Raw genomic sequence first — 25,482 nt, forward strand, 5'->3', positions numbered from 1 at the left:
CGGGGCCGCACCGGCGTTTTCACTCAGTAACGACGGTCTTCGATCGCTCCCGTCGATCCGTTGTAGGTGATGTAGCCGTACTGGAAGTCGCTGCGGTAACCGGTCGGCGTCCTGTATTCACCGCTGGTGGGGAAGCCGAGATACGACGTTTCCCAGCCGAGATCCCGCCAGCGCAGCCGGATCATCCCCTTGACCTCCCAAGCGACGTTCGTTCCCGCACGCCAGTAGATCGAGTGATCAAAGCCGCCGTGGCGGAAGTGGTTGTACTTACCCTTACTGCCCGGCGTCCAGGTTTCGTCGGTGATCGGGTAGCCGACACCGGTTTGCCAGCCGGTCGCCGCGAAGCGGTCGCGGATATATCCGTGTACTTCGAAGGCATCGGTCGATGGTGACCAATAGATCGAACCGTTCCCGCTGAAGTGGGTGTACCGGCCGACGCCGTCCGGCGTAGCCACCTCGTCGGTTGTCGGGTAGCCGAAGAACACCTCCCAGCCCAGTGAACGCCACTTCTGCCAGATCCGGCCCATCACGTAATGCGCGCCGGTCGCCGCGGTCCAGTAGATCGAGGCGTTGTTGTTGTTGAAGTGGTTGACGCGGCCGATCCCGTCCGGTGTCGTCAGCTGGTCGGTGGTCGGGAAGCCGAGCGGCCCGGCCTCGCCGTTGGTCGCCTGCCACTTCGCCCGGATCTCACCGTGGATCGCCATGGCCCCGATGCTCGAGGTCCAGTAGATCGACGCGTCACCGGTGAGCGGCCCGCCCACGAAGTCGTTGTAGCGGCCATTGTTCGCTCTGGCCACGAGTTCGTCGGTCTTCGGCGACCCCAGGAACGCGTGCGCCCCGAGCGTGACGTACTTGGTCAGGATCTCCCCGGCGACGGTTTTGACGCCGTACAGCTCCGTCCAATACAGACGGCCGGAAGCGTACTGCTGCCAATGGCCGTCGCCTTCTATGAGCTCCAGCCCTACCGGAGCGCCCACAAGCGTCCGGAGAGGGGCCTCGTCCGCGTAACGCTTCTGGATGGGGGTCTGGTAGTCCGCGCGGAGGGCCAGACCGCTCGCGGGCATGACGATCTGCCGTGTCGGGTCCGTGCTCTGGTTGTCGGCCCACTTGGTGAAGTTCGCTCGGTCGAGCGACGTTGTCGGGGCGGCTACCTGGATGGCAGCGCCCACGGTCACCAGCCGGTTCGTGTCTTCGTGCGCCCCGATCTTGATCCGCGCCGGCCGGCTGCCCGCGACGCTGAACCGGGCGGTCCGCGGGTTCACGATGTACCGCTGTCCCGCGGCCACGTTGCGGCCGTTCACCGCCGTCGCCGTCACCACGACCTGGGTGTCGGTCTCCGAGGGGAAGAGGAACGAGAAGGTCGGACCGGTACCCGTCCGCAGGGAGTTGACTTCACACGTGCTGCTTCGGGGGCAGTGCAGCCGGTCGGCTCGCCAGGCGACGGTGAGCGGCCCATCTGTGTCATCGTTCGCCGACGCGGCGAGGTGCACCGATTCCCCCGCGGAGAAGACGGTCGCGTCGCCGGGAGTCGTCAATGAGACGGTGGGACCGGCCTCGCCGGGCAAGAAGGTCTGACTGTAGTTCGCCACAGCGCCGTGGGGATCGCTCACCGTCAGTGTGACCGTCACCGGCTCTGCAGCCGAGTACGTGTGTTCCGTCGTGCGACCGCTGCCGGTGGCACCGTCACCGAAGGACCACTGGTAGCCGAGGGACTCGAGGTCCGGGTCATGTGACCCACTCGCGTCGAACGAGATCGTCTTCGTCGCCGGAGCGACCGTCGCGGTGAAGGCGGCGACCGGGGTCTTGTTGGCAGGCTTGTAGCTCAGCCTGCGCATCTTGGCGGAAGCGGCGTCGGCCACCACTATGTCGCCGTTCGGTGCCGTCAATACGGCGACAGGGTCACCGATATCGGTGGCGAGGGCGGTGATCTGCTGCGTCGCCCGGCCGCTCGAGTCGAAGGCAAGGGTCGAAAGCGAATGTGCACCCTTGTTGGCTACGAAATGAATTCCCCGGTACATGGCGGGATAGGAGGTTCCGGTGTAAGCGACTCCGCCGACCAAGGTATCCGCGGTTCCGTGCACGGATTCGGCGAGTGGTCCGGCATTGGCGACATTGGCGCATTCCGGTAGATCGCGATAGCCAGGTGCCCTGGTGGTTCCTTCCCAGCACGGCCATTTGAGGTTCTGCCCGGCGAACGCGAGGTTGACCTCGTGGCGCGCACCCCATCCGGAGTCGGTGACGATCACCCCGCCTCGAGGGTCCAGCGCGATTCGCGGATCACGCAGCCCGCTGACGTAGTTACGGCTTCGCCAGGAGCGGGAGGATCCCGCCTCGTAGTACGGATTCGTGGACAGGCCTTGGCCGTTGGTGTCGATACGCAGCACTTTCCCGGTCGGCTGGGCCGGATCCGACGCGCGCAGGGCGAACTTGTCCACGTTGTCCTTGGTCGCTCCGTCTGTCGGCCGGACGGCGGAGTTGTCACCCACCGCGACCCAGAGCGTGTCACCCGAAGGCTCGACCACGACATCCTGGATGCCCTTGTTGTCGGAGTTCACCGGGAACTCGATGAGCGGCGTTTCGTTCGCCAGACCGGTCGGTGCACCCGTCCCGTCGGCCTGCCATTTACTGAGGCGGAACACCTGAGTGGACGTACCGGTCGACAACGCCCTGGTGGTATAGACCGTTCGGCTGGTGGTGAAGTCAGGTGCCACCGCGATTCCGGTGAGGCCGAGCGAACCGGAGGTGAACACCGGGAGTGACGCGATCTGGGTCGGCTGGCCGCCCTGTGGTGTCAGATGGACGGTTCCCAGACGACCGGTGCTCAGGACACTTCCGTCCGGAAGGAAGGCTGCGTCGGTGAGTTCTCCGGCCTGCTGGCCGGTGGGCGTGTCGATCAGTGCGAAGTCTCCGGGTAGCACCGGCGCTGCGTGAGCCGCGGGTGCCGTGACGACCACGGTGCCCAACAGGGCGGTGGCGGCCGCGGAGACGACCAGGGATCTTCGAGTCCGCATTGGACCTTCTTTCTCCGAATACGCAGAGTGCCATGTGCGGAAGTGCTCACGAACGCACAAAAATCGCGAGTTGCTCATTCTGCAACGCGACGCGACGTTCCGCCCCCAGCGCCCTCGTTTCTGGCTATGAGCATGCCGGACGCTAGCGCCTGGTCAAGGTCGCGTCATTCGGCTGAAAGTGTGATCACGTACTGTCCACGACGGCCTGTGATAAACCTCATCTTCGGCTAACGCCGAAATCTGCACATCGAACGAGCGTTCGATTCCCTGGTGGACAAGTTCGAGTGTCCATTCAGGCACGGCCATTCGGCCCAAAATCGGCAAAAGGACTTGCCGGACTTCTCGGGCCCCAGCAATATCGACTCGCCGACCTGTGAAGGAGCCGAGGGCTGTCCTGGGTGGGCATCCCAAGGGGGGAAGTCATGAAGCGGATCCGTCGTAGACCTGTCCTGCCCGCAAGACTCCGGGTGACGCTCGCATTGCTGTTGATCGTCGCCTTGGTCGCGACGCTGGGGCCGGCGGCTTCGCAGCGTTTCCCGTCGTCGGACGAAGCAGGGGCAGCCGCGGCGGCGGACACACCGAAGCAGCAATCGGGTTCCGCCGAGGGCGTTCCGGACCGGCCCACGCCCGACAGCGCGGCCGCGCCGGCGGTCAACCGGGCGATGGCCGCTTCACTTCAGTCGAAGTATCCACCGCTGACCTTCCCCGAGCCCGCAGCGGACAAGCGCAGCAGCGCGAAGGCCGTCCCGCCGCCCGCCGCCCAAGTCCATGGCTTCGATGCGCAAGCCAGCAAGGAACTGCCCCAGCAGCGCACCACGCACAGCAGCGTCTACGCCAACCCCGACGGTACGCAGACCACCGTGTACGGCCACGACCCGTTGAACTTCCCACTGCCCGGGGGTGGCTATGGCCCCGTCGACACCGCCGCGGTCCCCGATCAAGCGGGTGGATGGCGTAAAGCGGGCGACGAACTCCAGGTCCACATGGGGCAGACGAGTGGCTCGATGCGGGTCAGTGATGCCGCGGGGCACGAGGCCGCCTTCACTTTGCTCGGCGCACGGGCGACAGCCGGACGCGCGGAAGGCAACGCGGTCAGCTACCCGGATGTCCTGCCGAACGCCGACATGCGGGTCGAGTTCACCGCTGGTGCGGCGAAGGAGTGGTTCGTCCTCAAGAACCCCGAGGCTCCTCACGCGTGGGAGTTCGCTCTCGACTTGAAGGGTCTCGAGGCGAAGATCGCCGACGGTCAGATCGTCTTCGTCGACCAGGCGGGAGCGGTCGTCCTGCGTGTCCCGGCCGGCTACATGATCGACTCCAGCCGCCAGGAAAGCGGCGAACCGGCGACCTCCCATGGCGTCACCTATCGGCTCGGAAACCGTGACGGCAAGCAGATCCTCCGGGTAGAGCTCGACTCCTCGTGGCTGCGTGACCCGGCCCGGGTCTACCCCGTGCAGGTGGACCCGACCGTGGTCAAGGAGTCGGTCAGCACCGGCAACATGGTGGTCGAGAACGGTGCGCGCTACACCAACCACCACGAGCTGCGTATCGGCCGCAGCGGGGGCAAGACCGCATCTAGCTTCCTGAGGTTCGGCGGCATCGGTGGCGACCTGAAGGACAACCGGATCTTCGGCGCCCAGCTGCAGCTCACCAACTTCTGGTCCGGTTCCTGTACGCCTCGCCCGATGTCGGTGCACCCCGTCACCGCGGACTGGGGTTCGTCCGGGACACCTCCGATCGGCGCCGCACTGGGCGGAGGTGTCTTCTCGCACGGGTACATGGCGCCCTTGGCGACCCGTTCCAACTGTCCGACGGCGCACGAGCTGATCGACCTGGGCGTCGGAGGTCGTGACCTCGTGCAGCAGTGGGCCAGTGGCTCGCCCAACCACGGTCTCGCGCTCCAGGCACCGACCGACCCTGCGGCTTGGAAGCGCTTCACCGGGTTCGGCACGGCCAACCCGCCGCGGCTGTACGTGACGCACTCGCCCTACAACGCCGATTACCGCATCGACCGTGCCACCCCGGAACCGCCGGTTACCCGGGTCACTCCGGGCAAGGTCAAGATCACCGTGACCAACCGTAGTGCGCAGGCGTGGACGCGCAACGACTTCGCGCTGGGCTACCGCATTTACGACCGGAGCGGGACGCTGCGCGATTCTCACGTGGCGGCGGAGCTTCCCGGTGATGTGGCACGAGGTGCGTCCGTCACGCTCGACGCCGAGATCAAGGCCATCGGTGTCGGTAGCTACCTGCTCGACTTCAGCATGTTGCGCAAACCGGGCGACTATTTCACCGATCACCAGGTCGCGCCGGCGCGGATCGGGCTCGACGTGTACGACGTGCCGCCGTTCATCAAACAGCAGTACCCGCCCAATGGCGCCTCCGTCCAGACATTGACGCCGCAGTTGTGGGCGAGCGGGATCGACGTCGACCCTCCCGCGGGCAGCACCTTGAAGTACCGGTTCGAGGTTTGCGAGAAGGGAGCGGACGACAACCCGGTCAACTGCTTCAGCTCCGCGCACCAGACGAGTCCTACTTGGACGATCCCGGACAAGAAGCTGTTCTGGAACAAGATCTATCTCTGGCGTTCGTTCGCCTTCGACGGCAACAGCGAGAGCGAAGCGTTGCCCTTCAGCGCCATCTTGAGCGCCGTTCCGCAGCCCGCGATCACCTCGCATATGGCCATGACGCCGCACAGCGGCTCCGACCGCGACTTCGACCCGATGGTCGGCAACTACTACTCCAGCGCGGTCGACGTCCAGATCCCCACGGCGGGCCCCGACCTCAGTGTCATCCGGACCTACAACACTCTGGACCCTCGCCGCGACCACTGGTTCGGCACCGGGTGGGCGACGAAGTACGACATGCGGGTGGTCCGGGACTACGTGGGGAACGTCCTCGTCACCTATCCCGACGGCCAGCAGATGCGGTTCGGGCTCAACCCGGACGGCACCTACGCACCGCCGCAAGGCCGGTTCGCCGCTTTCAAGTCCGTGCCGGAGGGCGGGTGGAGCCTGACCGACAAGTCGGCGACCACGTACCGGTTCGACTCGTCGGGCAAGCTCACCGGATACACCGATGGTGTCGGACGTGGCGTGATCCTGTTCTGGGACGGGGAGAAACCTGTCCGCGCGCTGGACATCGCCAGCAAGCGCCAGATCGTCTTCCAGATCCAGGACCGCAAGGTCAGCCACGTGTTCGCGACCGAGGTCAACGGGCAGATCCGGCAGTGGAAGTACTTCTACGAAGGAAACCGTCTGCGGCGTGTCGAAGACCCGATGGGGAACAGCACTCGTTACGACTACGTCGATCAGTCCCGCTTCCGCACGGTGGTCAACGACACGACGCCGGACGGGTACTGGCGGCTCGGTGACCAGACCGGGGACGTCGCGGTCAGCCAGGTCGCGCTCAACCGGGGCAAGGACAACGGCAAGTACAAGAACGTCGTGCTCGGAGCGCCGGGTGCGGTCCCCGGGTCGGCGGACAGCGCCGCGACGTTCAACGGTTCGTCCTCTTCGGTCCAGCTGCCGGACGGCGCCGTCAAGAAGAGCAGGGACCTCGCGGTCGAACTGTGGTTCAAGACCAGCGGTTCCGGAGTTCTGCTCGGCTATCAGCAGAACGATCTCGCCGGCGCGGTCCAGAACGCCTACACGCCGGCGCTGTACGTCGGTACGAACGGCAAACTCCACGGTCAGTTCGCGGACGGTACGACCGCTCCGATGGTCACCCCGGGAGTGGTCAACGACAACAAGTGGCACCACGTAGTGCTTTCCGGCTCGCTCGCGACCCAATGGCTCTACCTGGACGGCGTCCAGGTCGCATCGAAACAGGGGGTGATCGACCACGGCAACCAGACCAAGGCATACGTGGGAGCGGGCTTCATCTCGGGTAACTGGCCCGCCAAGCCGGCCAACGACCACGGCTACTTCGCCGGGGCGATCGACGAGGTCGCCATCTTCACCAAACCCCTTGGGGACAACGCGGTCCGCGAGCACTTCCAGGCCGCCCAGCCATCGGATGGGTTGAGCAAGATCGTCCTGCCCAGCGGCAGGATCGCCGCGGAGGTGGAGTACGACACGGTCAGTGAGCGGGTCAAGGCCTACACCGACCGCAACGGGGGGAAATGGCGGCTGGGCGTCCCGGTGATCACCGGTGAAGACAACAACCTGATCCGTACCGTCCAGTTCGCCGACCCTGGGAACCGTAACCACACCTTCGACTACGACCCGGTCCGGGGCCGGATCCTGCGGACGGTCACCCCGCTGGGGCTCGGCGTGCGCCCGGAGGATCAGACCGGCCAGCCCAGTGAAGAGATCGGCTACGGGATCCGGACCTACGACTACGACGACGAAGGCAACCAGAACACGATCGTCTCCGAGAACCTCAACAAGGTCACGCTCGGTTTCGACCAACGCGGCAACGTGATCAGCAAGCAGACCTGCTTGATGGTCGGGCAGTGCCAGACCGAGTACTTCGGCTACTACCTCAACTCCGCGAATCCACTAGATCCGTCCAACGACAAGGTCTTGTGGAGCCGGGACGGCAGGTCGACGAACGCGAGCGACAACCGATACCTGACGACGTACACCTACAACGCCAAGGGCGATCTCCTCACCCAGGAGATGCCCGACGGTGGGAAGGTCACGCACACCTACACCACGGGCACCGAGCAGTCGCTCGACGACGCGCAGTCGCCCGTTCCCGCGGACCTGCTCCTGAACACCGTCGGAGCCACGGGTGAAAACACGGGCTACCGGTACTACAAGTCCGGCGATCTCGGCGAGATCCATCAACAGTCCGGGATGCGCACGCGCTTCGCCTATGACGTCGGTGGGAGGCGGACGTCATCGACGATCTATGTGGACGCGTTCCCTGACGGCATCAAGACCACCTATGAGTACGACGCGCTCTCGAGGGTGATCGCGGAGACCGGACCCGAGACCACGAACAGCGTCACCGGCGTCAAGCATCAGGCCCGGACCGTCACGGCCTACGACGAGGACGGGAACGTCAAGCGCGAGGAGACTTCCGACCTCCTCGGTGGCGATCCGGCCCGGGTCACCGCCCGCGAGTACGACGAGCACGGGCGGCTGGTGAACCTCGTCAACCCCGAGGGCAAGGAGACGCGGTACGGCTTCGACGTCTTCGGCAACCGGATGTTCGAGATCGATGCCAGTGGGGTGAAGCGGTCCTATGCCTACACGGCTCGGAACGAGGTCGCCGAAATACGGCTGCACGATTGGCACGGTGGCGTGGTCGACCCGGCCGGGGGCGACGGTCGCCCTGGCGACGGTGAGGGCGATACCGATCCGGCGAACTCGAAGCCGACGGTGCTCGAGTCCTTCCGGTACGACGAGTCCGGGCGGCAGATCCTGCACACCGACGCGATGGGCCGCAAGACACGCAACAACTACTACGCCAATGACCTGATCGCTCAGGTCGTGGCGGAGGGCTACAAGGATCCGGTCACCGGATACGTTCGTGACCTCGTGCTGGAGAACAACAGCTACGACGGTGCCGGGAACCTGACCAAGCAGACCACCGCGGGCAACCGGACCACGACCTACGACTACGACGTCGTGAGCAGGCTCATCCAAACCTGGGAAGACCCCGGCAAGCTCGACCGCAGCACGCGGCTGACCTACGACCGCAGTGGCAACGTGATCCGCACCGAGAAGTCCGGCAACCCCTCGAACGCCGGTGGCGGGCAGGTGAACACCGCCGAGGTCACCGAATTCGAGTACAACGCCTCCGGTCAGCGGACGAAGCAAACCGTCCACAATGGTCTGGAGCGGCTGGTCACCCAGTGGGCCTACGACGAGCGTGGCATGCCGACGGCGGTGACGGATCCTCGCGGGAACCCGTCGTTGCCCGACTACACCACGACGATGAAGTACGACGAACTGGCCAGACCCATCCAAGCCACCGGTCCGCGTGTCCGCACCGAATCGAACGGCGGTGCGCCTGCAGACACTCGGGCGACGATGGTCACCGGATACGACACCTTCGGCGCAGTCACTCATACGAAGGATCCGCTCGGCCGGGTCACCACGGCGGAATACGACAAGCTCGGGCAACTGGTGAAGGCGAGTATGCCGTCGTACACGCCACCCGGTGCCACGGCGCCGATCACACCGACCAAGGAGATCCGTTACGACGCCATGGGGCGGGTGATCAAGCAGATCGACGCCCGCCAGCACGCGACCGAGCTTCGGTACGACCAGCTGGGCAGGCTGCTGGAACGGCACGACCCGCAGGACGGTGGCACGGCCGCCGGGGTCTGGAAGTACTCGTACACGATGACCGGTCTGCCGCTGTCCGCGACTTCGCCGACGGGCGCCCGGGTCGAAGCGACCTATGACGAACTGGGTCGCAAGGTGACGTCGACCGCGGTGGAACGGTTCCCCAACCCGACTTCGCACACCACGCGGTACCGGAACGACGACGCGGGCAACGTAGTGGCGGTCGAGAACCCGGCCGGCGAGAAGATCCTGAACACCTACGACAAGTTGAACCAGCTGATCACCGCGGTCGATCCGGCAGGCGTCACGACCCAGCGGGGTTACGACCGGCAGGGACGTCTCGTCCGGGCGAGCGATGGCGCGGGTACCACGAAGCGGCTCAACTACGACCTGGCGGGCCGCAGGATCTCCGAGTTCGACGTCGACGGGCAATGGACGGGTTCGCAGCCAGTACTGCGGGAGCGCAAGTTCACTTACGACCCGGCCGGCAACGTGAAGACGGCCGAGGACTGGGAGAAGCGCGTCACGACTTTCTCCTATGACGCGGCGAACCGGCTGTCCAGTCAAGTCGAGCCTGTCGCGGACGGAAAGACGATCACGACGTCGTTCGGCTACGACGCCGCCGGGAACCGCACCAGGTTCACCGACGGACGGACGAACAAGACCGTCTTCACCTACAACACCCTGAACCTGCCGGAATCGGTGATCGAGCCGTCCACCGCAGCGCATCCCGCGGCGGCTGACCGGACCTGGACACAGTCCTATGACGCGGCGGGCAACGCGACGCGTCTGACCGCGCCGGGGAACGTGAGCCGCGATCGGACGTTCGACGCCCCGAACCGGATGGTGACGGAGACCGGTTCGGGCGCCGAGACACAAACCGCCGACAAGACACGGACTTACGACGCCGACGGTCGTCTGCGGGTGGCGGGGAGCAACGCGTACACCTACAACGATCGCGGTGGTCTGCTGACCGCGACCGGTACTTCAGGTGCGTCGTCCTTCGAATACGACACCGCCGGACGCGTCATCACCCGGACGGATGCCGCCGGCACGACCCGATACGGCTATCTCAAGGGGCGCCTGAACACCGTCACCGACGGTGCGACCGGCGGCGTGCTGACCTACGGCTACAACGAGGCAGGGAAGGTCAAGACGGTCGACTATGGCGCCGGCCGTATCCGTACCTACGACTACGACAACCTGGCACGGCCGAAGTCCGATGTCCTGAAGGAAGCGAACGGGACGGTTCTCTCGTCCATCGCCTACACCTACGACCCGAACGACCGGGTCAAGACGAAGACGACCGCGGGGTTGGCGGGCTCCGGTCAGAACAGCTACTCGTACGACTACCAGGGGCGGATGCTCTCCTGGACCGACCCGGCGGGCAAGGCGACCGAGTACGGCTGGGACGACGCGGGCAACCGCGTCAAGGCGGGTGACAAGAACGCGACCTACGACGAGCGGAACCGTGTCCTCGCCGACGGCGACTACACCTACGCCTACTCGCCGCGCGGTTCGCTGAGTTCACGCACGTCGTCCGGCATGGAGGAGAAGTACTCCTTCGATGCCTTCGACAGGCTGGTCAAGTTCGGCACGACCGAATACACGTATGACGACTTCGACCGGCTCGCGACCCGAGGCGGACAGAAGTTCTCCTACGCGGGGATGGAAAGGGATACGGTCAGCGACGGCGTCTCGCGGTTCGGCCGCGGACCTGATGGCTCATTGCTGTCGCTTTCGCAGGGAACCGACTCCCGGCTCACGCTTTCCGACCGGCACGGTGACGTCGTCGGTGCCTTGGCGCCCGCGTCGGGTGGAGTCGTCGATTCGACGGCGTACGACCCGTACGGCAAGCGGATCGCGTCGACCGGTGCTTCGCGGACTGTCGGCTTCCAGGGTGACTGGACGGATCCCGACAACGGCAACGTCAACATGGGGGCGCGGTGGTACCAGCCGGGTTCCGGCACCTTCGCCTCACGCGACAGCATCGAGCTCCCGTTCTCGCCGTCGATCAGCGCGAACCGCTACTCGTATGTGCTGGGTTCGCCGCTGAACTACTTCGACCCGGATGGCCACGGCTGGTTCAGTGACCTGTGGGACAAGGCGGGCACCATCGTGCACACCGCCCTGGACGTGGCGGGCATGATCCCCGGTATCGGCGAGATCGCCGACCTCGCGAACGCCGCGATCTACGCGGCCGAGGGTGACTGGGAGAACGCCGCCTGGTCGGCGGCGGGCGCGATCCCGTTCGGTGGCAACGCCGCGACCGCCGCGAAGTGGGCGCGAAAGGCTGGCGACTTCATCGGCAACGGCCGGCGGGCGGGCCGCCACGCCGACGACGCGATCGGTCTCGGCCGTCGCTATGGCGATGATGTCGCCGGTGCCGCTCGCCGGGGTGTCGACGATGCTGCTGCGGCTGCTGCTCGGAAGGCCTCTGCTGTTGCGGCTGCTCGTAAGGCGGCTGCCGCCGCCGCTGCGGCCGCGGCTCGGCGGGCCGCGGCCATCCTGGCGAAGAAGAAGGCGGCCGCGGCCGCCGCGCGGGGTGCCGCGGAGCGGACGGCGAAGCGCAATCCGATTCCGACGTTGAAGGCGGCTTTGAAGCCGGTGTTCAAGGGGACGGATCTGGTGTCGTCGTCGCCGTTGTTGCCGGCGCGGGTGGTGCAGGCGTTCAAGGCGGATGTGCAGGATTCGGGTCGGGTTTTCGATTTCTTCAAGAAGCAGGTGGTGGGGGACGGGAACGTCGTCCAGAACGTCGCGGAGACTGTGACGGCGGTGTCGGAGGTTGCTCAGTCGGGGGCTTCTCCTGATGATCTTCTGTCCGCTCTGGGTGGTTTGGCTGGGCGGAACAAGAGTCGGGGTAAGCATCACGACGAGTCGTCCGGCGGTTCGGATACGAGCTGTGTGACACAGAAGAACAGTTTTGATCCGAACACGCTGGTGGTGATGGGTGACGGGTCTCGTAAGCCGATCAAGGATGTGAAGGTCGGGGACAAGGTCCTGGCGAAGGATCCGACGACGGGGCGTACCGCGGTTCGGGTGGTGACGGATGCGCGTTCGCATGCGAGCAAGCGGACGTTGGTCGAGGTCGGTGTCGCGAGTGAGGCCGGTCGTGGGTCTGTGGTGGCGACGGATGAGCATCCGTTTTGGGTGGCTTCGGAGAAGCGGTGGTCTCACGCTGTTGATTTGAAGGCTGGTCATCGGCTGGAGACCGGGGATCATCGGGATGCGACGGTTACGGGGACGCGGTCGTGGTCGGAGGTGCGGCGGGTCTACAACCTGACCGTCGACACCGACCACACGTACTATGTCCTGGCGGGGGTCACTCCGATCCTCACCCACAACTGCGGTAGCGCGAACGGTGGAAAGTATGGCGATCTGCAACCTGCTGGAGCAGGAAAAGAGATCAACCATATTCCTGCCAACTCATCTAGTCCGCTCAGCAAGTATAGCGGTCCGTCGATTCGCATGGACTACGCTGACCATCGAGCGCTTTACAGCACTGGATCGTCTCTCGAATCAAAAGCGTGGCGCATGATGCAGAAGGAACTCATCGACGGCGGAGACTTCCGGGGCGCCATGCAAATGGACGTGGATGACGTTCGGGCTCGTTTCGGAGATAAATATGACGAGGCGATCAGGGCGATGTGGGTGAGCCTCAGTCAAAATAACGCTCTCCGAAAATGGGTTTCAGGTCGACAGGGCTCTTAGGTGTCAAAGGGAAAGAGAAAAGATTCAGGTGTTGTCAGAATGGAAGCAAGAGATTGTCGAGTGCGGTGACCTCGTGCAAGATGATGATGGCGTTACCCCTCAGAGTGAGGCTGAACGCCGCTGGAATCGCTATGTCGAGCTGGCTGATTCGGTGACCGGAAGTGAAGGGCCAACTGGTGTAGCTGCGATAGTTGCTTCCTTGAAAGCCGAGGAAGATTACGGAGCGTATCAATCGGCGCACGCGGCGCTAGGTCGATTTCCGGATTCAGACCTCGGGAAGGGAATAGCGCTGTCCGCCTCGGATCTCGCCGCTATTCCGAAAGATAACAGTGGCAATGTCCTGATGATTTTGGCGCGCTCGGGCCCTGTGGCAGTTGATAGCTTCAATCAAGAAATTCAGGCCGTTGCTTCGAGCGCGCGAAATGAAATTCGTCAGCTTGTGGAGTTTCATGAGTCAGAGGAGTGGCTTGCCGGTGTGGGCGATCGGGGCATCCTTCTGATGCCGCGGGAATAGTCCGCTGTCTGGTTTCGAAGCCCATCGATAATGGTAGCGGGTTGATGGTCGGGAATCATCCAGGCTTGGTCGTCATGTCGGCGGTAACGCCGCGACGACGGCGAAGTGGGCGCGGAAGGCGGGCGGCTTCATCGGCAACGGTCTCCGAGCGGGCCTTCACGCCGACGACGTGATCGGTGTCAGCCGTCGTCGTGGCCATGATGTCGCCAGCGTGGCTCGCCATGGTGTTGACTAGGCTGCGCTGCCCGTAGGCGGCCTCCGCAGTGGCGGTTCTGGCGAAGGATCCGACGACGGGGCGTACCGCGGTTCGGGTGGTGACGGATGCGCGTTCGCATGCGAGTAAGCGGACGTTGGTCGAGGTCGGTGTCGCGAGTGAGGCCGGTCGTGGGTCTGTGGTGGCGACGGATGAGCATCCGTTCTGGGTGGAGTCGGAGAAGCGGTGGTCTCACGCTGTTGATTTGAAGGCTGGTCATCGGCTGGAGACCGGGGCGCCAGAAGCGGCGTGCTTATCCTGTCAGAGTGTTCTTGCTCGACGTGGAGCGAAAGACCTATCGAGGTGAAAAGGATGCGCGAGTCGGAGCTGGAGAAATTCCTCAGGTCGTGCGGCTGGGAGGGGGCTGGGTTTCGCCGTGAGAAGGATGCCATCGTGGCGGGTCTGGAGCGTGTCGGTTTCGCCTGTCATGAGGAGGCGCGGAAGTTCTTGGGTGAATATCTTGGCCTAAGGGTCGACCATCTCCCGGCCCTCGTTATCGCGGGCGAGAGGATTTCAAGTTGGACGAATTTTGATCCGTCCGCGGTCTGCGCCACCCGTGATGCAGACGTGGCGCGCCGATGCGCAGAGGTGGCTAACACCTCCCTATTCCCGATTGGCCTGGACAGCTTCCATCTGACCGTTTACTCGGGAAGCGACGGAAGGTTCTATGCGGGGTTCGATTCTTCGGTCTATCAATATGGGGAAGATTGCAAGGCAATGTTCTCGATGATGAGGGCTGGGATTCGACCAATTTTATTGGGTGAGTGGACGCTTCAGTGAGAAGGATGCGCGGCAGTCCGTGTTACTCTGGACCGGATCGCCAGGGAATCAGTTGTCGAGGGGGATGATGTGAGCAGGCGACATCTTCGTATAAACCGGTTCGGCTTTGCTGAGTACGAAGACATGAGTGAACTCTCTTGTCGAGTGAACATTTCCGAACTGGCCGAGGTTTTGGGTTCAATCGTGGAATTCGTCTTTTTGGAAGAAGCCGAATTGCTTGATTCGATGACTGGCGAGGCGCAAGCGAACTTCGTGGTCCCTTTGGGAATGTCTGCGAAGATGCTGTCGAGTGGAGAATATTCGGCGATGGAGTTTGTCTCAGCGGCCTGCACTGTGAGGTTTTGCGCCGAACCGCACATGGCGGAGTTCCCAGACGAACTCGCGCGAATGTTGTCTCGATTGCCTAGATAATGAGGGCGAAGGGAGGCGTGTAGGAGGTCCAGCTTCGGCTGAGGCGTCTTGGTCAAATCGGCCGGAACGAATCAGTCGCCTCCCGCAGCGCCGCCAGCATCCCCGGATCCGTCACCGCGTGTCCGGCCGCTTCGACGAGCTCCAGCTTCGAGTCCGGCCAAGCCCGGTGCAGCTCGTAGGCCGTCGCCGGCGGACACACCGCGTCGTACCGCCCCTGCACGATCACCCCGGGAATCCCGGCGAGCTTCCCGGCTTCCCGGATCAACTGCCCTTCCTCCAGCCACGCCCCATGGCAGAAGTAGTGCAGCGCCAGCCGCGCAAAGGTGACCGCGAAATCGGGCGACGCGTACTGGTTGTGGAAGGCGGGATCCGGGCGCAGGCAGACGATCGCGCCTTCCCAGGTGCTCCAAGCGATGGCCGCACGTTCCCGGATCGCCCGATCAGGGTGATAGACGAGTTCGCGGTAGGCCGACAACGGGTCGTCGCGGCGGTCTTCCGGTATCGGCGCGAGGAAGGCTTCCCACTCGCGGGGGAAGAGGTTCGCGGCGCCGCCGTTGTAGATCCAGTCGAGTTCGCCGCGCCGGACGGTGAAGACGCCGCGCAGGATGATCTCGCTGACGCGGCTCGGGTGGGTCTCGGCGTAGGCCAGGGCGAGAGTCGCGCCCCACGAGCCGCCGAAGAGTTGCCACTGGTCGAGATTCAGCCGTTCGCGCAGCTTTTCCATGTCCGCGACGAGGTGCCAGAGGGTGTTGGCCGACAGGTCGACGTCCGGCGTGCCGATATGCGGTGTGCTGCGGCCGGCGCCCCGCTGGTCGAACAGGATGATCCGGTAGGCCTCGGGGTCGAAGTGCCGCCGGGCCATGGAGGAGATGCCGCTACCAGGGCCTCCGTGCAGCACGACCACGGGTTTGCCGTCCGGGTTCCCGGCTTCCTGGCAGTAGATCCGGTGCCCGTCGCCGACGTCGAGCATGCCCTCGGCGCGCACGTGGATCGGCGGGTACAGGTCATCCATAAGAACACTCTGCCCGAATCGGCGAGTGTCCGAAGGGTGGGGGCCCGCCCCCGCCGCCGGGCTGAGCGGGCCCCCGGTCTTCGGTCGCGTCAGCAGCCCGCCGCGGCGGCCACGTTCGCGAATCCCTTCCCGGCACCGGTCACCTTGTTGCTCGCGCAGACCTTGTTGCCCGTCGCGGCCTTCACGAGATAGAAGCCGTAGGCGTAGCTGGACTGCACGTCCGCGGTGTTGCCGGAGAAGGTGTTGCCGCGGCCCCAGCCGTCAAGCTGGACATGGACCTCGAAGCCGCCATAGGTCGCGTCGTGCACGAAGACCTTGCTGCCCCGGTTGTCCGCGACCACGTAGTTGTTGCCCTTCATGTCCACCCAGCTGTCGGCGAAGTGCTCGCCGCTCTGCCCGGTCCCGTCGAAGACGTTGCCGCGCAGTTCGCCGCCGGTGGTGCCTTCCTTGATGTCGATCGACTCGGCTCGCACGTTCGGGCCGATCTTGTTGTTCAGTGCCTTGTTGCGGTCGCTCCGGTCAGGCGTTCCGCCGGGCCAGTTGCCCTTCGCGGAACCGAAGTAGATGCCTTCGCCGTAGCCCGCGTACTCGCGGCCGGTGTCGGTCACCTCTGAGTTCTTCACGACGTTGTCGGTGCTCGTGTACTGGAAGTGGATGCCCTCGTGACCGACGCCGGTGACCTTGATGCCGTCGACGACGGTGCTTTTGACGCCGGTCGCCATCAGGCCCTTCTGGCCACCGGTGAGGGTGAAGCCGGTCAGGTTCCAGTAGCTGCCGGTCAGTTCGAGCGTGCGCCCGGCCGAGGCTTTGATGACCGCGCTTCGCGGCCCCTTCAGCGTGATCCGGCCGCTGGACGTACCGCTCTTCGCCGCCTTGAAGTTGCCCGTGAAAGTCGTGTCGGCCGCGAGTTCGATGACTGTGCCTGGAGTGACCGAAGCGAGCGCCGCCGTGAGCTGCTCCGAAGTCCCTACGCGGACCGTCGCGGCCTTTGCCGGGTACGCCGCCAGCGTCGACAGCAGGGCCACACCGGCCGCAACGGCCAGAACCCGCTCACGAACACGCATCCGTGGTCCTCCTCGTCGAGGGATCGAACTGGTCGTGGCGGCGACGGGCTAGACGTTAAGCCTCTTTACGAATGAGAGTCAAGGACATGATTGAAGTTCATATACGTGAACAACTAAAGGAGGGTGCCGCGCTACGGGGCCATCCGAGAGCGAGCAAGGGCCCTTTGCTACCGCGGGTGGGGTGTGTGGATATAGAGACGTTGAGTGTCCCTATATCCACACACCCTGTACTCCGCGTTGCGGTGCTAACTGGCCGTGTCGGTAGGCCATGCAGTCACCGCGAAGGGAAGCAAGGGACCTTTGCTACCACGCTCCCTCGGCGGGAGTGGTAGCAAAGGTCCCTTGCTCTCTTTTCGCAGGTCAGGGGGGTGGGTCAGTCGTGGAAGGAGTGCTCCGGAGCCGGGAATTCGCCTCGCCGGACGTCCTCCGCGAACGCGGTCGCGGCCCCGGCCAGCACGCCGGCGAGGTCGGCGTACTTCTTCACGAAGCGTGGGGTCCTGCCGCGCCGAAGCCCGGCCATGTCCTGCCAGACGAGCACCTGCGCGTCGCAGTCCGGCCCGGCGCCGATGCCGACGGTCGGGATCTTCAGTTCGTGCGTGATCCGCTTCGCCGCTTCGGCGGGCACCATCTCCATGACGACCGCGAAGGCTCCGGCCTCCTCCAGGGCGAGCGCGTCGGCGAGCAGCGCTTCGGCCGCTTCGCCGCGCCCCTGAACGCGATAGCCGCCCAGATTGTGTTCACTCTGCGGCGTGAATCCGATATGTCCCATCACGGGGACGCCGGCCGACGTCAGCGCCTCGACATGCGGAGCGAATTTCCGCCCGCCTTCGAGTTTCACCGCGTGCGCGCGGCCTTCCTTCATGAACCGCACCGACGTCTCCAGCGCCTGCTGCGGGGAAAGCTGATACGAACCGAATGGTAGATCGGCCACGACCAGCGCCCGCTTCACCGATCGGGTGACCGCGCGGACCAACGGAAGCAGCTCGTCCACGGTCACCGGAAGCGAAGTGTCGTAACCGAACACGTTGTTCGCCGCGGAATCCCCCACGAGTAGCACGGGAATGCCCACTTCGTCGAACAACGCGGCGGTGTACATGTCGTAGGCGGTGAGCATCGGCCAGGCTTCGCCGCGCTCCTTCATGTCACGAAGGTGATGTACGCGGACTTTCTTCCCAGATGTGGCCTGGGGCGCCGCGCCGGTCCCGTACGGAGCGGTGAGCTCGCCGGAATCCTTTTCGGTGGCAGACATCCTTGTCGACCGTCCTTCCCTCGAGGCCTCGAAGAGGTCCCCGGGTCGTGGAGCTGAACAGGACAAAGCGTGACATGCCCGGATAGCGCTCCCAAGGCCCTGCGACCAGCTTCACACCGCGGCGTCACGCCCGCGGATGAGGAAATTCAGACCAGAGGATGATGATCGTTGACAACCACACAGGGTTGTGTGACGTCAAGTAAGTACAGCTGTCGATCTCCTGTGTGCACCGCGAAGGACCAGAATGGCAAACCCAGTGAGCCGAGTCGCGCCGTGGAAGGCGAGGGCGGGCGGGATCGTCGCCACCCTCGTGCAGCTCGCGGCCGTGTTCTCGGTGATCCTCCTGATCGCCGGCGGAGTGAAGGGGCCGGTGCTCAGGACGGGTGACATCGCCTTCTCGGCCTTGAGCATCCCGACGAACGCGAGCCTCGTGATCGTCCTGCTGCTCGTAGTCCTCGGCGCCGCGCTCCGCCGCCGCAAACGCGCGGCCCTCTACACGCTCCTGCTGTTCCAGGTCGGCGGCCTGGCGGTGACGCTGGCGTTCCAAGCCGCCCTGCTGTGGTCACCCGGACTGCTGAAACTGGGTCCGTGGCAGGTCCGGCACATTCCGCACCAGGTGTGGGTGCTGGCCATCGCCGACCTGATCTCGATCGGGATGATCGCGTTCCTCTGGATCCTGCGCCCCGCGTTCCCCGCCCGGCTCGCGCCCGGCGCCTGGCGTGATGGCTTCACGGTGCTGTTCGGTGGCCTGGCCGCGGTCATCCTCGTCGGCTGGGGCCTGAGCGAAGCCTTTCCCGGGCGCCTCGCCGACACCTGGGCGCGGTTCGCCTGGGTCGTCAACCACACGACAGGGGAGAACATCCAGCTGCGCCGGGTCGGTATCGGCGAAGGACCCGCCTGGCTCGACCTCGTGCTCGACCTCAGCGCGACGGCCGTCGCGACGGCCGCGCTGTACACGCTCTTCCGCGGCGTGCGCAGCCGTCGCTTGAGGACAGACGAGGAAGAACTGCGCGTACGCCGCCTTCTGGCCGAACACGGCGAAGACGACTCTCTCGGCTATTTCGCCACCAGGCGCGAGAAGAGCGTCGTCTTCTCGCCGAACGGCCGCGCCGCCGTGGCCTACCGCGTGCTCGCGGGCACCAGTGTCGCGAGCGCGGATCCCATCGGCGATCCCGACGCCTGGCCAGACGCGGTCCGCGCCTGGCTGAACGAAGCACGCACTTATGGCTGGACGCCCGGCGTGCTCGGCGCGAGCGAACGTGGCGCGAAGGTCTACGCCGACGCGGGTCTGCGTGCGCTGGAAATCGGTGACGAAGCCGTCCTCGACGTCCGCGACTTCAGCCTCGCCGGGCCGGAACGCCGCTCGGTCCGGCAAGCGGTCAAACGGATCGAACGGGCCGGGTACACCACGAAAGTCCGGCGGCACAGCGAAATCCCGGCCGAAGAAATGGCGAGGCTGTTGCTGCACGCGCAGCAGTGGCGCGGCGCGGAGACCGAACGCGGGTTCTCGATGGCGCTCGGCAGGCTCGGTGATCCGAGCGATGGCCGCAGCGTGATGGTGGAGGCGTACGACGCCAAGGGCGAGCTTCGCGGCATGTTGTCGTTCGTGCCGTGGGGGCGTCGTGGCCTGTCGCTCGACTTGATGCGGCGCGACCGCGACGCCGAGAACGGGCTCAACGAGTACATGGTCGCCGAGGTCGTCGCGGCGAGTTCACACCTTGGCGCGCAACGGATCTCGCTGAATTTCGCGATGTTCCGCGCGGTCTTCTCCGAGGGGGAGCGGATCGGCGCGGGTCCGGTGCTGCGCGCCTGGCGCGGCGTGCTCAGCATGGCGTCGCGGTTCTTCCAGCTCGAATCGCTCTACCGGTCCAACGCCAAGTACGGGCCCGACTGGGAACCCCGTTTCCTGTGCTATTCCTCGGCTCGGCGGCTGCCGCGGGTCGGCATCGTCGCCGGCGCGCTCGAAGGATTCGTCCCGACAGGACGGTCGGGCCGGGCGCTGAAACTGGAGACGGTCACCGACGAATTCGTCGCCGAGGTCCACCGCATCGAAGCGAACGCGGCCACGCCCGCGCCGAAGCAGGTGCGGCGCCCCGACCAGGTCCGGGTACGGATGGCGAAGCTGGATCGGTTGCGGGAAGCCGGGATCGACCCTTATCCGGTCGGCTTCGCCCGGGAGGATCTGCTCGGCGACGTCGTCTCGAAGTTCGGCGGCCTGAGCCCGGACACCCATACCGGTCATCGGGTCCGGGTCGCGGGCCGGGTGCTCGCGATGCGTAACCTCGGCGGGCTCTGTTTCGCGCGGGTCAAGGATTTCAGCGGCGAGATCCAGCTGATGCTCGACGCCTCCGTGCTCGACCTCGGCGGCTGGCGGCGAGGCATCGACCTCGGTGACCATGTCGGCGTGAGCGGGCAGGTCGTGACATCGCGTCGCGGCGAGCTTTCCGTGCTCGTCGACGAATGGACCGTGACGGCGAAAAGCCTGCATCCATTGCCGGACAAGCGAAAGGGCCTCACCGACCCGGAGACGCGGGTGCGGCAGCGGTACCTGGACCTCGCGGTGAACCCGGATTCGACGGCCATGCTGCGGATGCGCTCGACCGTCGTGCGCGCGGTGCGGGAGCGGCTGCACCAGGGCGACTACCTCGAAGTCGAGACGCCGATGCTGCAGACGGTGCACGGCGGCGCCAACGCGCGTCCGTTCATCACGCACATCAACGCCTATGACATGCGGATGTATCTGCGGATCGCGCCCGAGCTCTACCTGAAGCGGCTTTGTGTGGCTGGAGTCGAGCGCGTTTTCGAACTGAACCGGAACTTCCGCAACGAGGGTGTCGACGCGACACACAACCCCGAATTCACCATGTTGGAGGCATATCAGGCGTATGCCGACTACAACACCATGCGGACCTTGACGCGAGAACTCGTGCAGTGCGCCGCGGAGGCCGCGTACGGCGCGCAGGTGGTTCGCCGTCCGGGGCCGGACGGGAAGGTCGTCGAGTACGACATCTCCGGTGATTGGCCGGTGATCCCGGTCCACGAAGCCGTGTCGTCGGCGCTAGGGGAGAAGATCGACGCGAGCACCTCCGTCGCCGAACTCCAGCGGCTGTGCCGGGCGGCCGGGGTGCCGGTGAACGAGGAGGCCGGGCACGGCGACCTCGTGCTGAAGGCGCACGAGCACCTCGTCGAGGGCGCGACCGTGCTGCCGACGTTCTATACCGACTACCCGACAGACGTCTCGCCGCTGACCCGGCAACATCGTGTCGACCCGCGGCTGGCCGAGCGCTGGGATCTGATCGCGTTCGGTTCCGAGGTCGGCACGGCCTACACGGAGCTGACCGACCCGCTCGAACAGCGGCGGCGGCTGGAGGCGCAGTCGCTGCGCGCGGCGAGCGGGGACGTCGAGGCGATGGAGCTGGACGAGGACTTCCTGCTCGCGCTCGAACACGGCATGCCGCCGACCGGCGGGCTCGGCATCGGCGTCGACCGGCTGCTGATGATGCTGACCGGGGCGTCGATCCGGCAGACGGTGCTGTTCCCGTTCGTGCGTCCGCAGGGGTAAGTGGTAGCAAAGGTCCCTTGCTCCCTTCCAGGCCGAATCGCCCCAGGAAGCCGGTGCCGGGTGCCATGATCCCTTCCAACGGAAGGAGCCACCATGGCTGGAAACGTTCCCCCGGTCGCCGACGAGCGCGAAGGACTCCTCGCCTACCTCGAGCAGCAGCGCCAGGTCCTGCGCATCGCCGCGCACGGCCTCACCGAAGAACAGGCCAGAGCCGTCCCGACCAGAAGCTCACTGAGCGTCGGTGGTCTGATCAAGCACACCGCGTCCACGGAAGACGGCTGGATCGACATCCTTCTCCAGAAGCCCTCGAAACCGATGGACGAGGCGATGAAGGAGTACGAAGCCGGCTACGTGATGGCTGACGGCGAGACGCTCGAAGACGTCTTCGCGCGTTATGACGAAGTCGCCCGCCGCACCTCGGACGTCATCGCGGGTATCGCCGACCTCGGCCAGCCGGTCCCGGTGCCGAAAGGCGTGCCCTGGTACCCGAAGGACGTCGACGCGTGGTCTGTCCGCTGGGTGCTGCTCCACCTCATCGAGGAGACCGCGCGGCACGCCGGGCACGCCGACATCATCCGCGAGCACATCGACGGCGCGACGGCGATCCCGCTGATGGCCGCAGCGGAAGGTTGGCCGGAGACGCCCTGGCTCAAGCCCTGGTCGCCGGGTCAGAGCGACTAGAACTAGAACAAGGTCGGTTCGTCCGCCAAAGCGCCTTCGATGACAAGCATCCGGCGCTTGGTGGCGACCCCTCCACGCGCGGAGAAGCCGCCGTCTTTGCCGCCCGCGGCGAGGACTCGATGGCACGGCACGATGATCGGGATCGGATTCCGGCCCATCGCCTGCCCCACGGCCTGTGCGCCGCCGGGCATGCCGAGGATGTTCGCGATGTCGCCGTAGGTCAGCGTTTTGCCCGCGGGGATCGTGCGGATGAATTCGTATACGCGGTGGTGGAAGTCCGGTACTCCTTCGTAATCGAGTTCGACGCCGGTGAGGTCCGTGCGCTTGCCCTCCATCAACGAGATGATCCCGTCGATGGCGCGCTGGATCTCGTCCGGCGGGGTGGATTCGGTCGCTTGGGGAAGGCGCGCGGTCAGTCGCGCCCTCGTCTTCTCTTCACTGCCCTCGGGGAGCTGGACCGCGACGACCCCGCGTTCGCTCCACGCGATGCCGCATTCGCCGATCGCGGTGCCGAACACGGAATAGCCCGGTGCCGTCATGTGCCCAGGGTACGAGAGCGGTCCGACAGTTTCGGATTCGTCGCCGGGCCGCGGTGCCGCCGGAGCCGTCGCTGCGGTAGGAGTATGGACATGAGCGACCTCGTGCTTGATCACCTCGTCTACGCCGGGCCGGACCTCGAAGAGGCCGTCGCGCGCGTCGCCGAGCTGACCGGCGTCACGCCGGTACGCGGCGGAAGGCATGTCGGTTTCGGCACGGCCAACTACCTGGCCGATCTGGGCGCCGGCGCCTACCTCGAGGTGGTCGGCCCCGACCCGGATCAACCCGAGCACATCGGGCCGCGCCCGTTCGGCATCGACGAGCTGACCGCTCCCGCCCTGGTCACCTGGGCCGCGCGGGTGGACGGCATCGACGAGGCCATCGCAAAAGCACGTGAACGCGGTTACGACCCGGGCGAAGCGTCCGAGATGTCACGGACCACCGACGACGGCGAACTGCTGACCTGGCGCCTAACCGGTGCGGGCGGCCTCAACGGGCTCGCGCCGTTCCTCATCGACTGGGGGAGCACCCCGCATCCGACGACACGGGGGCTTCCGTCGATCCCGCTGCTCATGGTCACCGGTGTCCACCCCGAGCCGGCCGCGGTCGAAGCCGCGGTCCGTGCGCTCGGAATGGACATGCTCGTCCGGCGCGACGCGAAACCCGGCCTGGTGGCCGTGCTGACGAACTCAGCCGGGAAGCAGGTCGCGCTGAGCTGAGCGGGTCACGACGGTGCCCTCCCGCCAGCCGTTGGTCATCGGCAGCCGCCGGTCCCGCCCGAACGCCTTGAACGTGATCTTGGTGCCCGGCGGATACTGGCGGCGCTTGTATTCGGCCTTGTCGACCATCCGCACCACACGATCGATGGTCTCCGGCTCGAAGCCCGCGTCGACCAGGTCGACATAGCCGCGGTCGCCCTCGATGTAGTCGTCGAGGATGTCGTCGAGCATCAGGTAGTCGGGCAGCGAGTCGCTGTCCAGCTGACCCGGCCGCAGCTCCGCCGACGGCGGTTTGGTGATCGAGTTCTCCGGGATCGGCGGGGTTTCGCCGTTCTTCTCGGCTTCCGCGTTGCGCCACTTGGCCAGGTGCCAGACGTGCGTCTTGAACAGATCCTTGATCGGCGCGAAGGCCCCGACGGCGTCGCCGTAGATCGTCGAGTAGCCGACGGCGAGCTCGGTCTTGTTGCCGGTGGCGAGCACCAGGTGACCGTCCTGGTTGGACAACGCCATCAGCAGCATGCCGCGGACACGGGCCTGGATGTTCTCCTCGGCGAGCCCGGTCAGCTGAAGCTGCTCGACGTAGACCTTGACCATGTCCGCGATCGGTTCGACGCGATAGTGCGCGCCGATCCGGCGGGCGAGGTCTTCGGCGTCGCCCTTCGAGTGCTCCGAGGAGTACTCCGAAGGCATCGAGACGCCGTAGACGTTGTCGCCGCCGAGTGCGTCGGCGGCCAGCGCAGCCACGACCGCCGAGTCGATGCCGCCCGAGAACCCGAACGTCACCGACGAGAAGCCGTTCTTGTGCACGTAGTCACGCAGGCCGACGACGAGCGCGTGCCACACCTCTGCCTCGTCCGACAGCGGCTCGCTGATCGCGGACTCGGTGCGTGGGGTGTACGCCGGAACCGGGTCGTCGCTGAGCACGCGGCGCTTCACCCGCAGGCCCTCGAACTCGCCTTCGGCGGTGTGCCCCCCGGCGACGAGGTCCGTGTCGACGACGAGCAGGTGCTCGACGAACTGCGGCGCGCGCGCCAGCAGCCGCCCGTCCGCGCCGACCACGATCGAGTCGCCGTCGAAGACGAGGTCGTCCTGGCCGCCGATCTGGTTCGTGTACACCAGCGGAGCCCCGGCCTCGGCCGCGCGGCGCGCGATCAGCGGCAGGCGGATGTCGTCCTTCGCGCGCTCGTAGGGCGAAGCGTTGGGCGCGACCACGAGATCCACCCCGGCCTTGCCCAGCGCCGAGATCGGGCCGCCGTCCTGCCAGACGTCCTCGCAGATCACCATGCCGACATCGACGCCGTGGAAGCGGACGACCTCGAGCTCCTGGCCCGGCTTGAACCAGCGGTGCTCGTCGAAGACGCCGTAGTTGGGCAGGTGGTGCTTGAACTGGCGGGCGACCACTTCGCCGCGGTACAGCGCGGCCGCCGCGTCGCGCGGGCCGGTCTCGTCCAGGTCGAGGTACCCGATGTAGGTGAGCACCTCGCCGCATCCGGCGTCTTCGAGCCGCTTGGCGAGCGCTTCGACCATCTGCTTCGAGGCGGAGGCGAAGGTCGGGCGGAGGGAGAGGTCCTCGACGGGGTAACCGGTGAGGGACATCTCCGGGAAGACGACGATGTGGGCGCCTGCTTCGGCGGCCTTGCGAGTCCACTCGACGGTGAGCTCGGCGTTGCCTTCGAGATCCCCGACGGTGGTGTTGACCTGGGCCAGTGCGATGCGCAGTTGCGGCATGCCGACATTCT

The 25,482-nt window shown here is 65.7% G+C and carries 14 protein-coding genes; 8 read left to right on the top strand and 6 right to left on the bottom strand.

The annotated features are described in order from the left end of the window. Nucleotides 1-23: 23 nt before the first annotated feature. Nucleotides 24-3,011, bottom strand: a complete 2,988-nt coding sequence (locus tag ACFWIW_RS35565; RefSeq protein WP_378372477.1) for a PQQ-dependent sugar dehydrogenase — start codon at nt 3,009-3,011, stop codon at nt 24-26. A gap of 467 nt (nt 3,012-3,478) precedes the next feature. Between ACFWIW_RS35565 and ACFWIW_RS35570 the strand changes: the two genes are divergently transcribed. The 5 genes from ACFWIW_RS35570 to ACFWIW_RS35590 all read left to right on the top strand — a co-directional run bounded on the left by ACFWIW_RS35570 (nt 3,479) and on the right by ACFWIW_RS35590 (nt 14,919). After that, the gene (locus ACFWIW_RS35570) at nt 3,479-12,961 is read left to right on the top strand and encodes an RHS repeat-associated core domain-containing protein (RefSeq protein ID WP_378372478.1); all 9,483 of its coding nucleotides are present in this window, start codon (nt 3,479-3,481) and stop codon (nt 12,959-12,961) included. Nucleotides 12,962-12,992: 31 nt separating this feature from the next. After that, complete coding sequence (locus tag ACFWIW_RS35575; protein ID WP_378372479.1) at nt 12,993-13,475, top strand: hypothetical protein; 483 nt, start codon at nt 12,993-12,995, stop codon at nt 13,473-13,475. Nucleotides 13,476-13,738: 263 nt separating this feature from the next. After that, complete coding sequence (locus tag ACFWIW_RS35580; RefSeq protein ID WP_378372480.1) at nt 13,739-14,035, top strand: polymorphic toxin-type HINT domain-containing protein; 297 nt, start codon at nt 13,739-13,741, stop codon at nt 14,033-14,035. A gap of 5 nt (nt 14,036-14,040) precedes the next feature. Next, nucleotides 14,041-14,508, top strand: a complete 468-nt coding sequence (locus ACFWIW_RS35585) for an SUKH-3 domain-containing protein (protein ID WP_378372481.1) — start codon at nt 14,041-14,043, stop codon at nt 14,506-14,508. A gap of 144 nt (nt 14,509-14,652) precedes the next feature. After that, on the top strand, nt 14,653-14,919 hold the full coding sequence (locus tag ACFWIW_RS35590; protein WP_378372482.1) for a hypothetical protein: 267 nt from the start codon (nt 14,653-14,655) through the stop codon (nt 14,917-14,919). A gap of 52 nt (nt 14,920-14,971) precedes the next feature. Here ACFWIW_RS35590 and pip read toward each other — a convergent pair whose 3' ends face one another. From pip to panB, 3 genes are all read right to left on the bottom strand, one after another. After that, on the bottom strand, nt 14,972-15,931 hold the full coding sequence (pip, locus tag ACFWIW_RS35595) for a prolyl aminopeptidase (RefSeq protein WP_378372483.1): 960 nt from the start codon (nt 15,929-15,931) through the stop codon (nt 14,972-14,974). Between the two features lie 89 nt (nt 15,932-16,020). Beyond that, on the bottom strand, nt 16,021-16,995 hold the full coding sequence (locus ACFWIW_RS35600) for a hypothetical protein (protein ID WP_378372484.1): 975 nt from the start codon (nt 16,993-16,995) through the stop codon (nt 16,021-16,023). Between the two features lie 373 nt (nt 16,996-17,368). After that, a complete protein-coding gene (gene panB, locus ACFWIW_RS35605; protein WP_240595411.1) occupies nt 17,369-18,244 on the bottom strand; it encodes a 3-methyl-2-oxobutanoate hydroxymethyltransferase in 876 nt (291 codons plus the stop codon). 244 nt (nt 18,245-18,488) lie between these two features. On the opposite strand from panB, the gene lysX reads away from it, so the two are divergent. Further along, nucleotides 18,489-21,806, top strand: coding sequence for a bifunctional lysylphosphatidylglycerol synthetase/lysine--tRNA ligase LysX (gene lysX, locus ACFWIW_RS35610; protein WP_378372485.1), 3,318 nt, complete (start codon nt 18,489-18,491; stop codon nt 21,804-21,806). A 93-nt stretch (nt 21,807-21,899) separates the two neighbouring features. Next, nucleotides 21,900-22,487, top strand: coding sequence for a DinB family protein (locus ACFWIW_RS35615; protein WP_378372486.1), 588 nt, complete (start codon nt 21,900-21,902; stop codon nt 22,485-22,487). 2 nt (nt 22,488-22,489) lie between these two features. On the opposite strand, the gene ACFWIW_RS35620 is transcribed toward ACFWIW_RS35615, so the two are convergent. Next, entirely contained in the window at nt 22,490-23,026 is a 537-nt protein-coding gene (locus ACFWIW_RS35620) for a methylated-DNA--[protein]-cysteine S-methyltransferase (protein WP_378372487.1), read from the bottom strand. Nucleotides 23,027-23,116: 90 nt separating this feature from the next. Between ACFWIW_RS35620 and ACFWIW_RS35625 the strand changes: the two genes are divergently transcribed. Then, the gene (locus ACFWIW_RS35625) at nt 23,117-23,743 is read left to right on the top strand and encodes a VOC family protein (protein WP_378372488.1); all 627 of its coding nucleotides are present in this window, start codon (nt 23,117-23,119) and stop codon (nt 23,741-23,743) included. Here the strand turns inward: ACFWIW_RS35625 and ACFWIW_RS35630 are convergent. Further along, nucleotides 23,714-25,471, bottom strand: coding sequence for an NAD+ synthase (locus ACFWIW_RS35630; protein WP_378372489.1), 1,758 nt, complete (start codon nt 25,469-25,471; stop codon nt 23,714-23,716). The genes ACFWIW_RS35625 and ACFWIW_RS35630 overlap by 30 nt on opposite strands. Nucleotides 25,472-25,482 lie beyond the last annotated feature (11 nt).

The organism is Amycolatopsis sp. NPDC058340, assembly GCF_042723975.1.
Classification (GTDB): domain Bacteria; phylum Actinomycetota; class Actinomycetes; order Mycobacteriales; family Pseudonocardiaceae; genus Amycolatopsis.

What these genes read in the sequence shown, in the direction of transcription:
- ACFWIW_RS35565 (WP_378372477.1), bottom strand. Translation starts at nt 3,011, where the DNA reads ATGCGGACTCGAAGATCCCTGGTCGTCTCCGCGGCCGCCACCGCCCTG.
- ACFWIW_RS35585 (WP_378372481.1), top strand. Translation starts at nt 14,041, where the DNA reads ATGCGCGAGTCGGAGCTGGAGAAATTCCTCAGGTCGTGCGGCTGGGAG.
- pip (WP_378372483.1), bottom strand. Translation starts at nt 15,931, where the DNA reads ATGGATGACCTGTACCCGCCGATCCACGTGCGCGCCGAGGGCATGCTC.
- ACFWIW_RS35600 (WP_378372484.1), bottom strand. Translation starts at nt 16,995, where the DNA reads ATGCGTGTTCGTGAGCGGGTTCTGGCCGTTGCGGCCGGTGTGGCCCTG.
- panB (WP_240595411.1), bottom strand. Translation starts at nt 18,244, where the DNA reads ATGTCTGCCACCGAAAAGGATTCCGGCGAGCTCACCGCTCCGTACGGG.
- lysX (WP_378372485.1), top strand. Translation starts at nt 18,489, where the DNA reads ATGGCAAACCCAGTGAGCCGAGTCGCGCCGTGGAAGGCGAGGGCGGGC.
- ACFWIW_RS35615 (WP_378372486.1), top strand. Translation starts at nt 21,900, where the DNA reads ATGGCTGGAAACGTTCCCCCGGTCGCCGACGAGCGCGAAGGACTCCTC.
- ACFWIW_RS35620 (WP_378372487.1), bottom strand. Translation starts at nt 23,026, where the DNA reads ATGACGGCACCGGGCTATTCCGTGTTCGGCACCGCGATCGGCGAATGC.
- ACFWIW_RS35625 (WP_378372488.1), top strand. Translation starts at nt 23,117, where the DNA reads ATGAGCGACCTCGTGCTTGATCACCTCGTCTACGCCGGGCCGGACCTC.
- ACFWIW_RS35630 (WP_378372489.1), bottom strand. Translation starts at nt 25,471, where the DNA reads ATGCCGCAACTGCGCATCGCACTGGCCCAGGTCAACACCACCGTCGGG.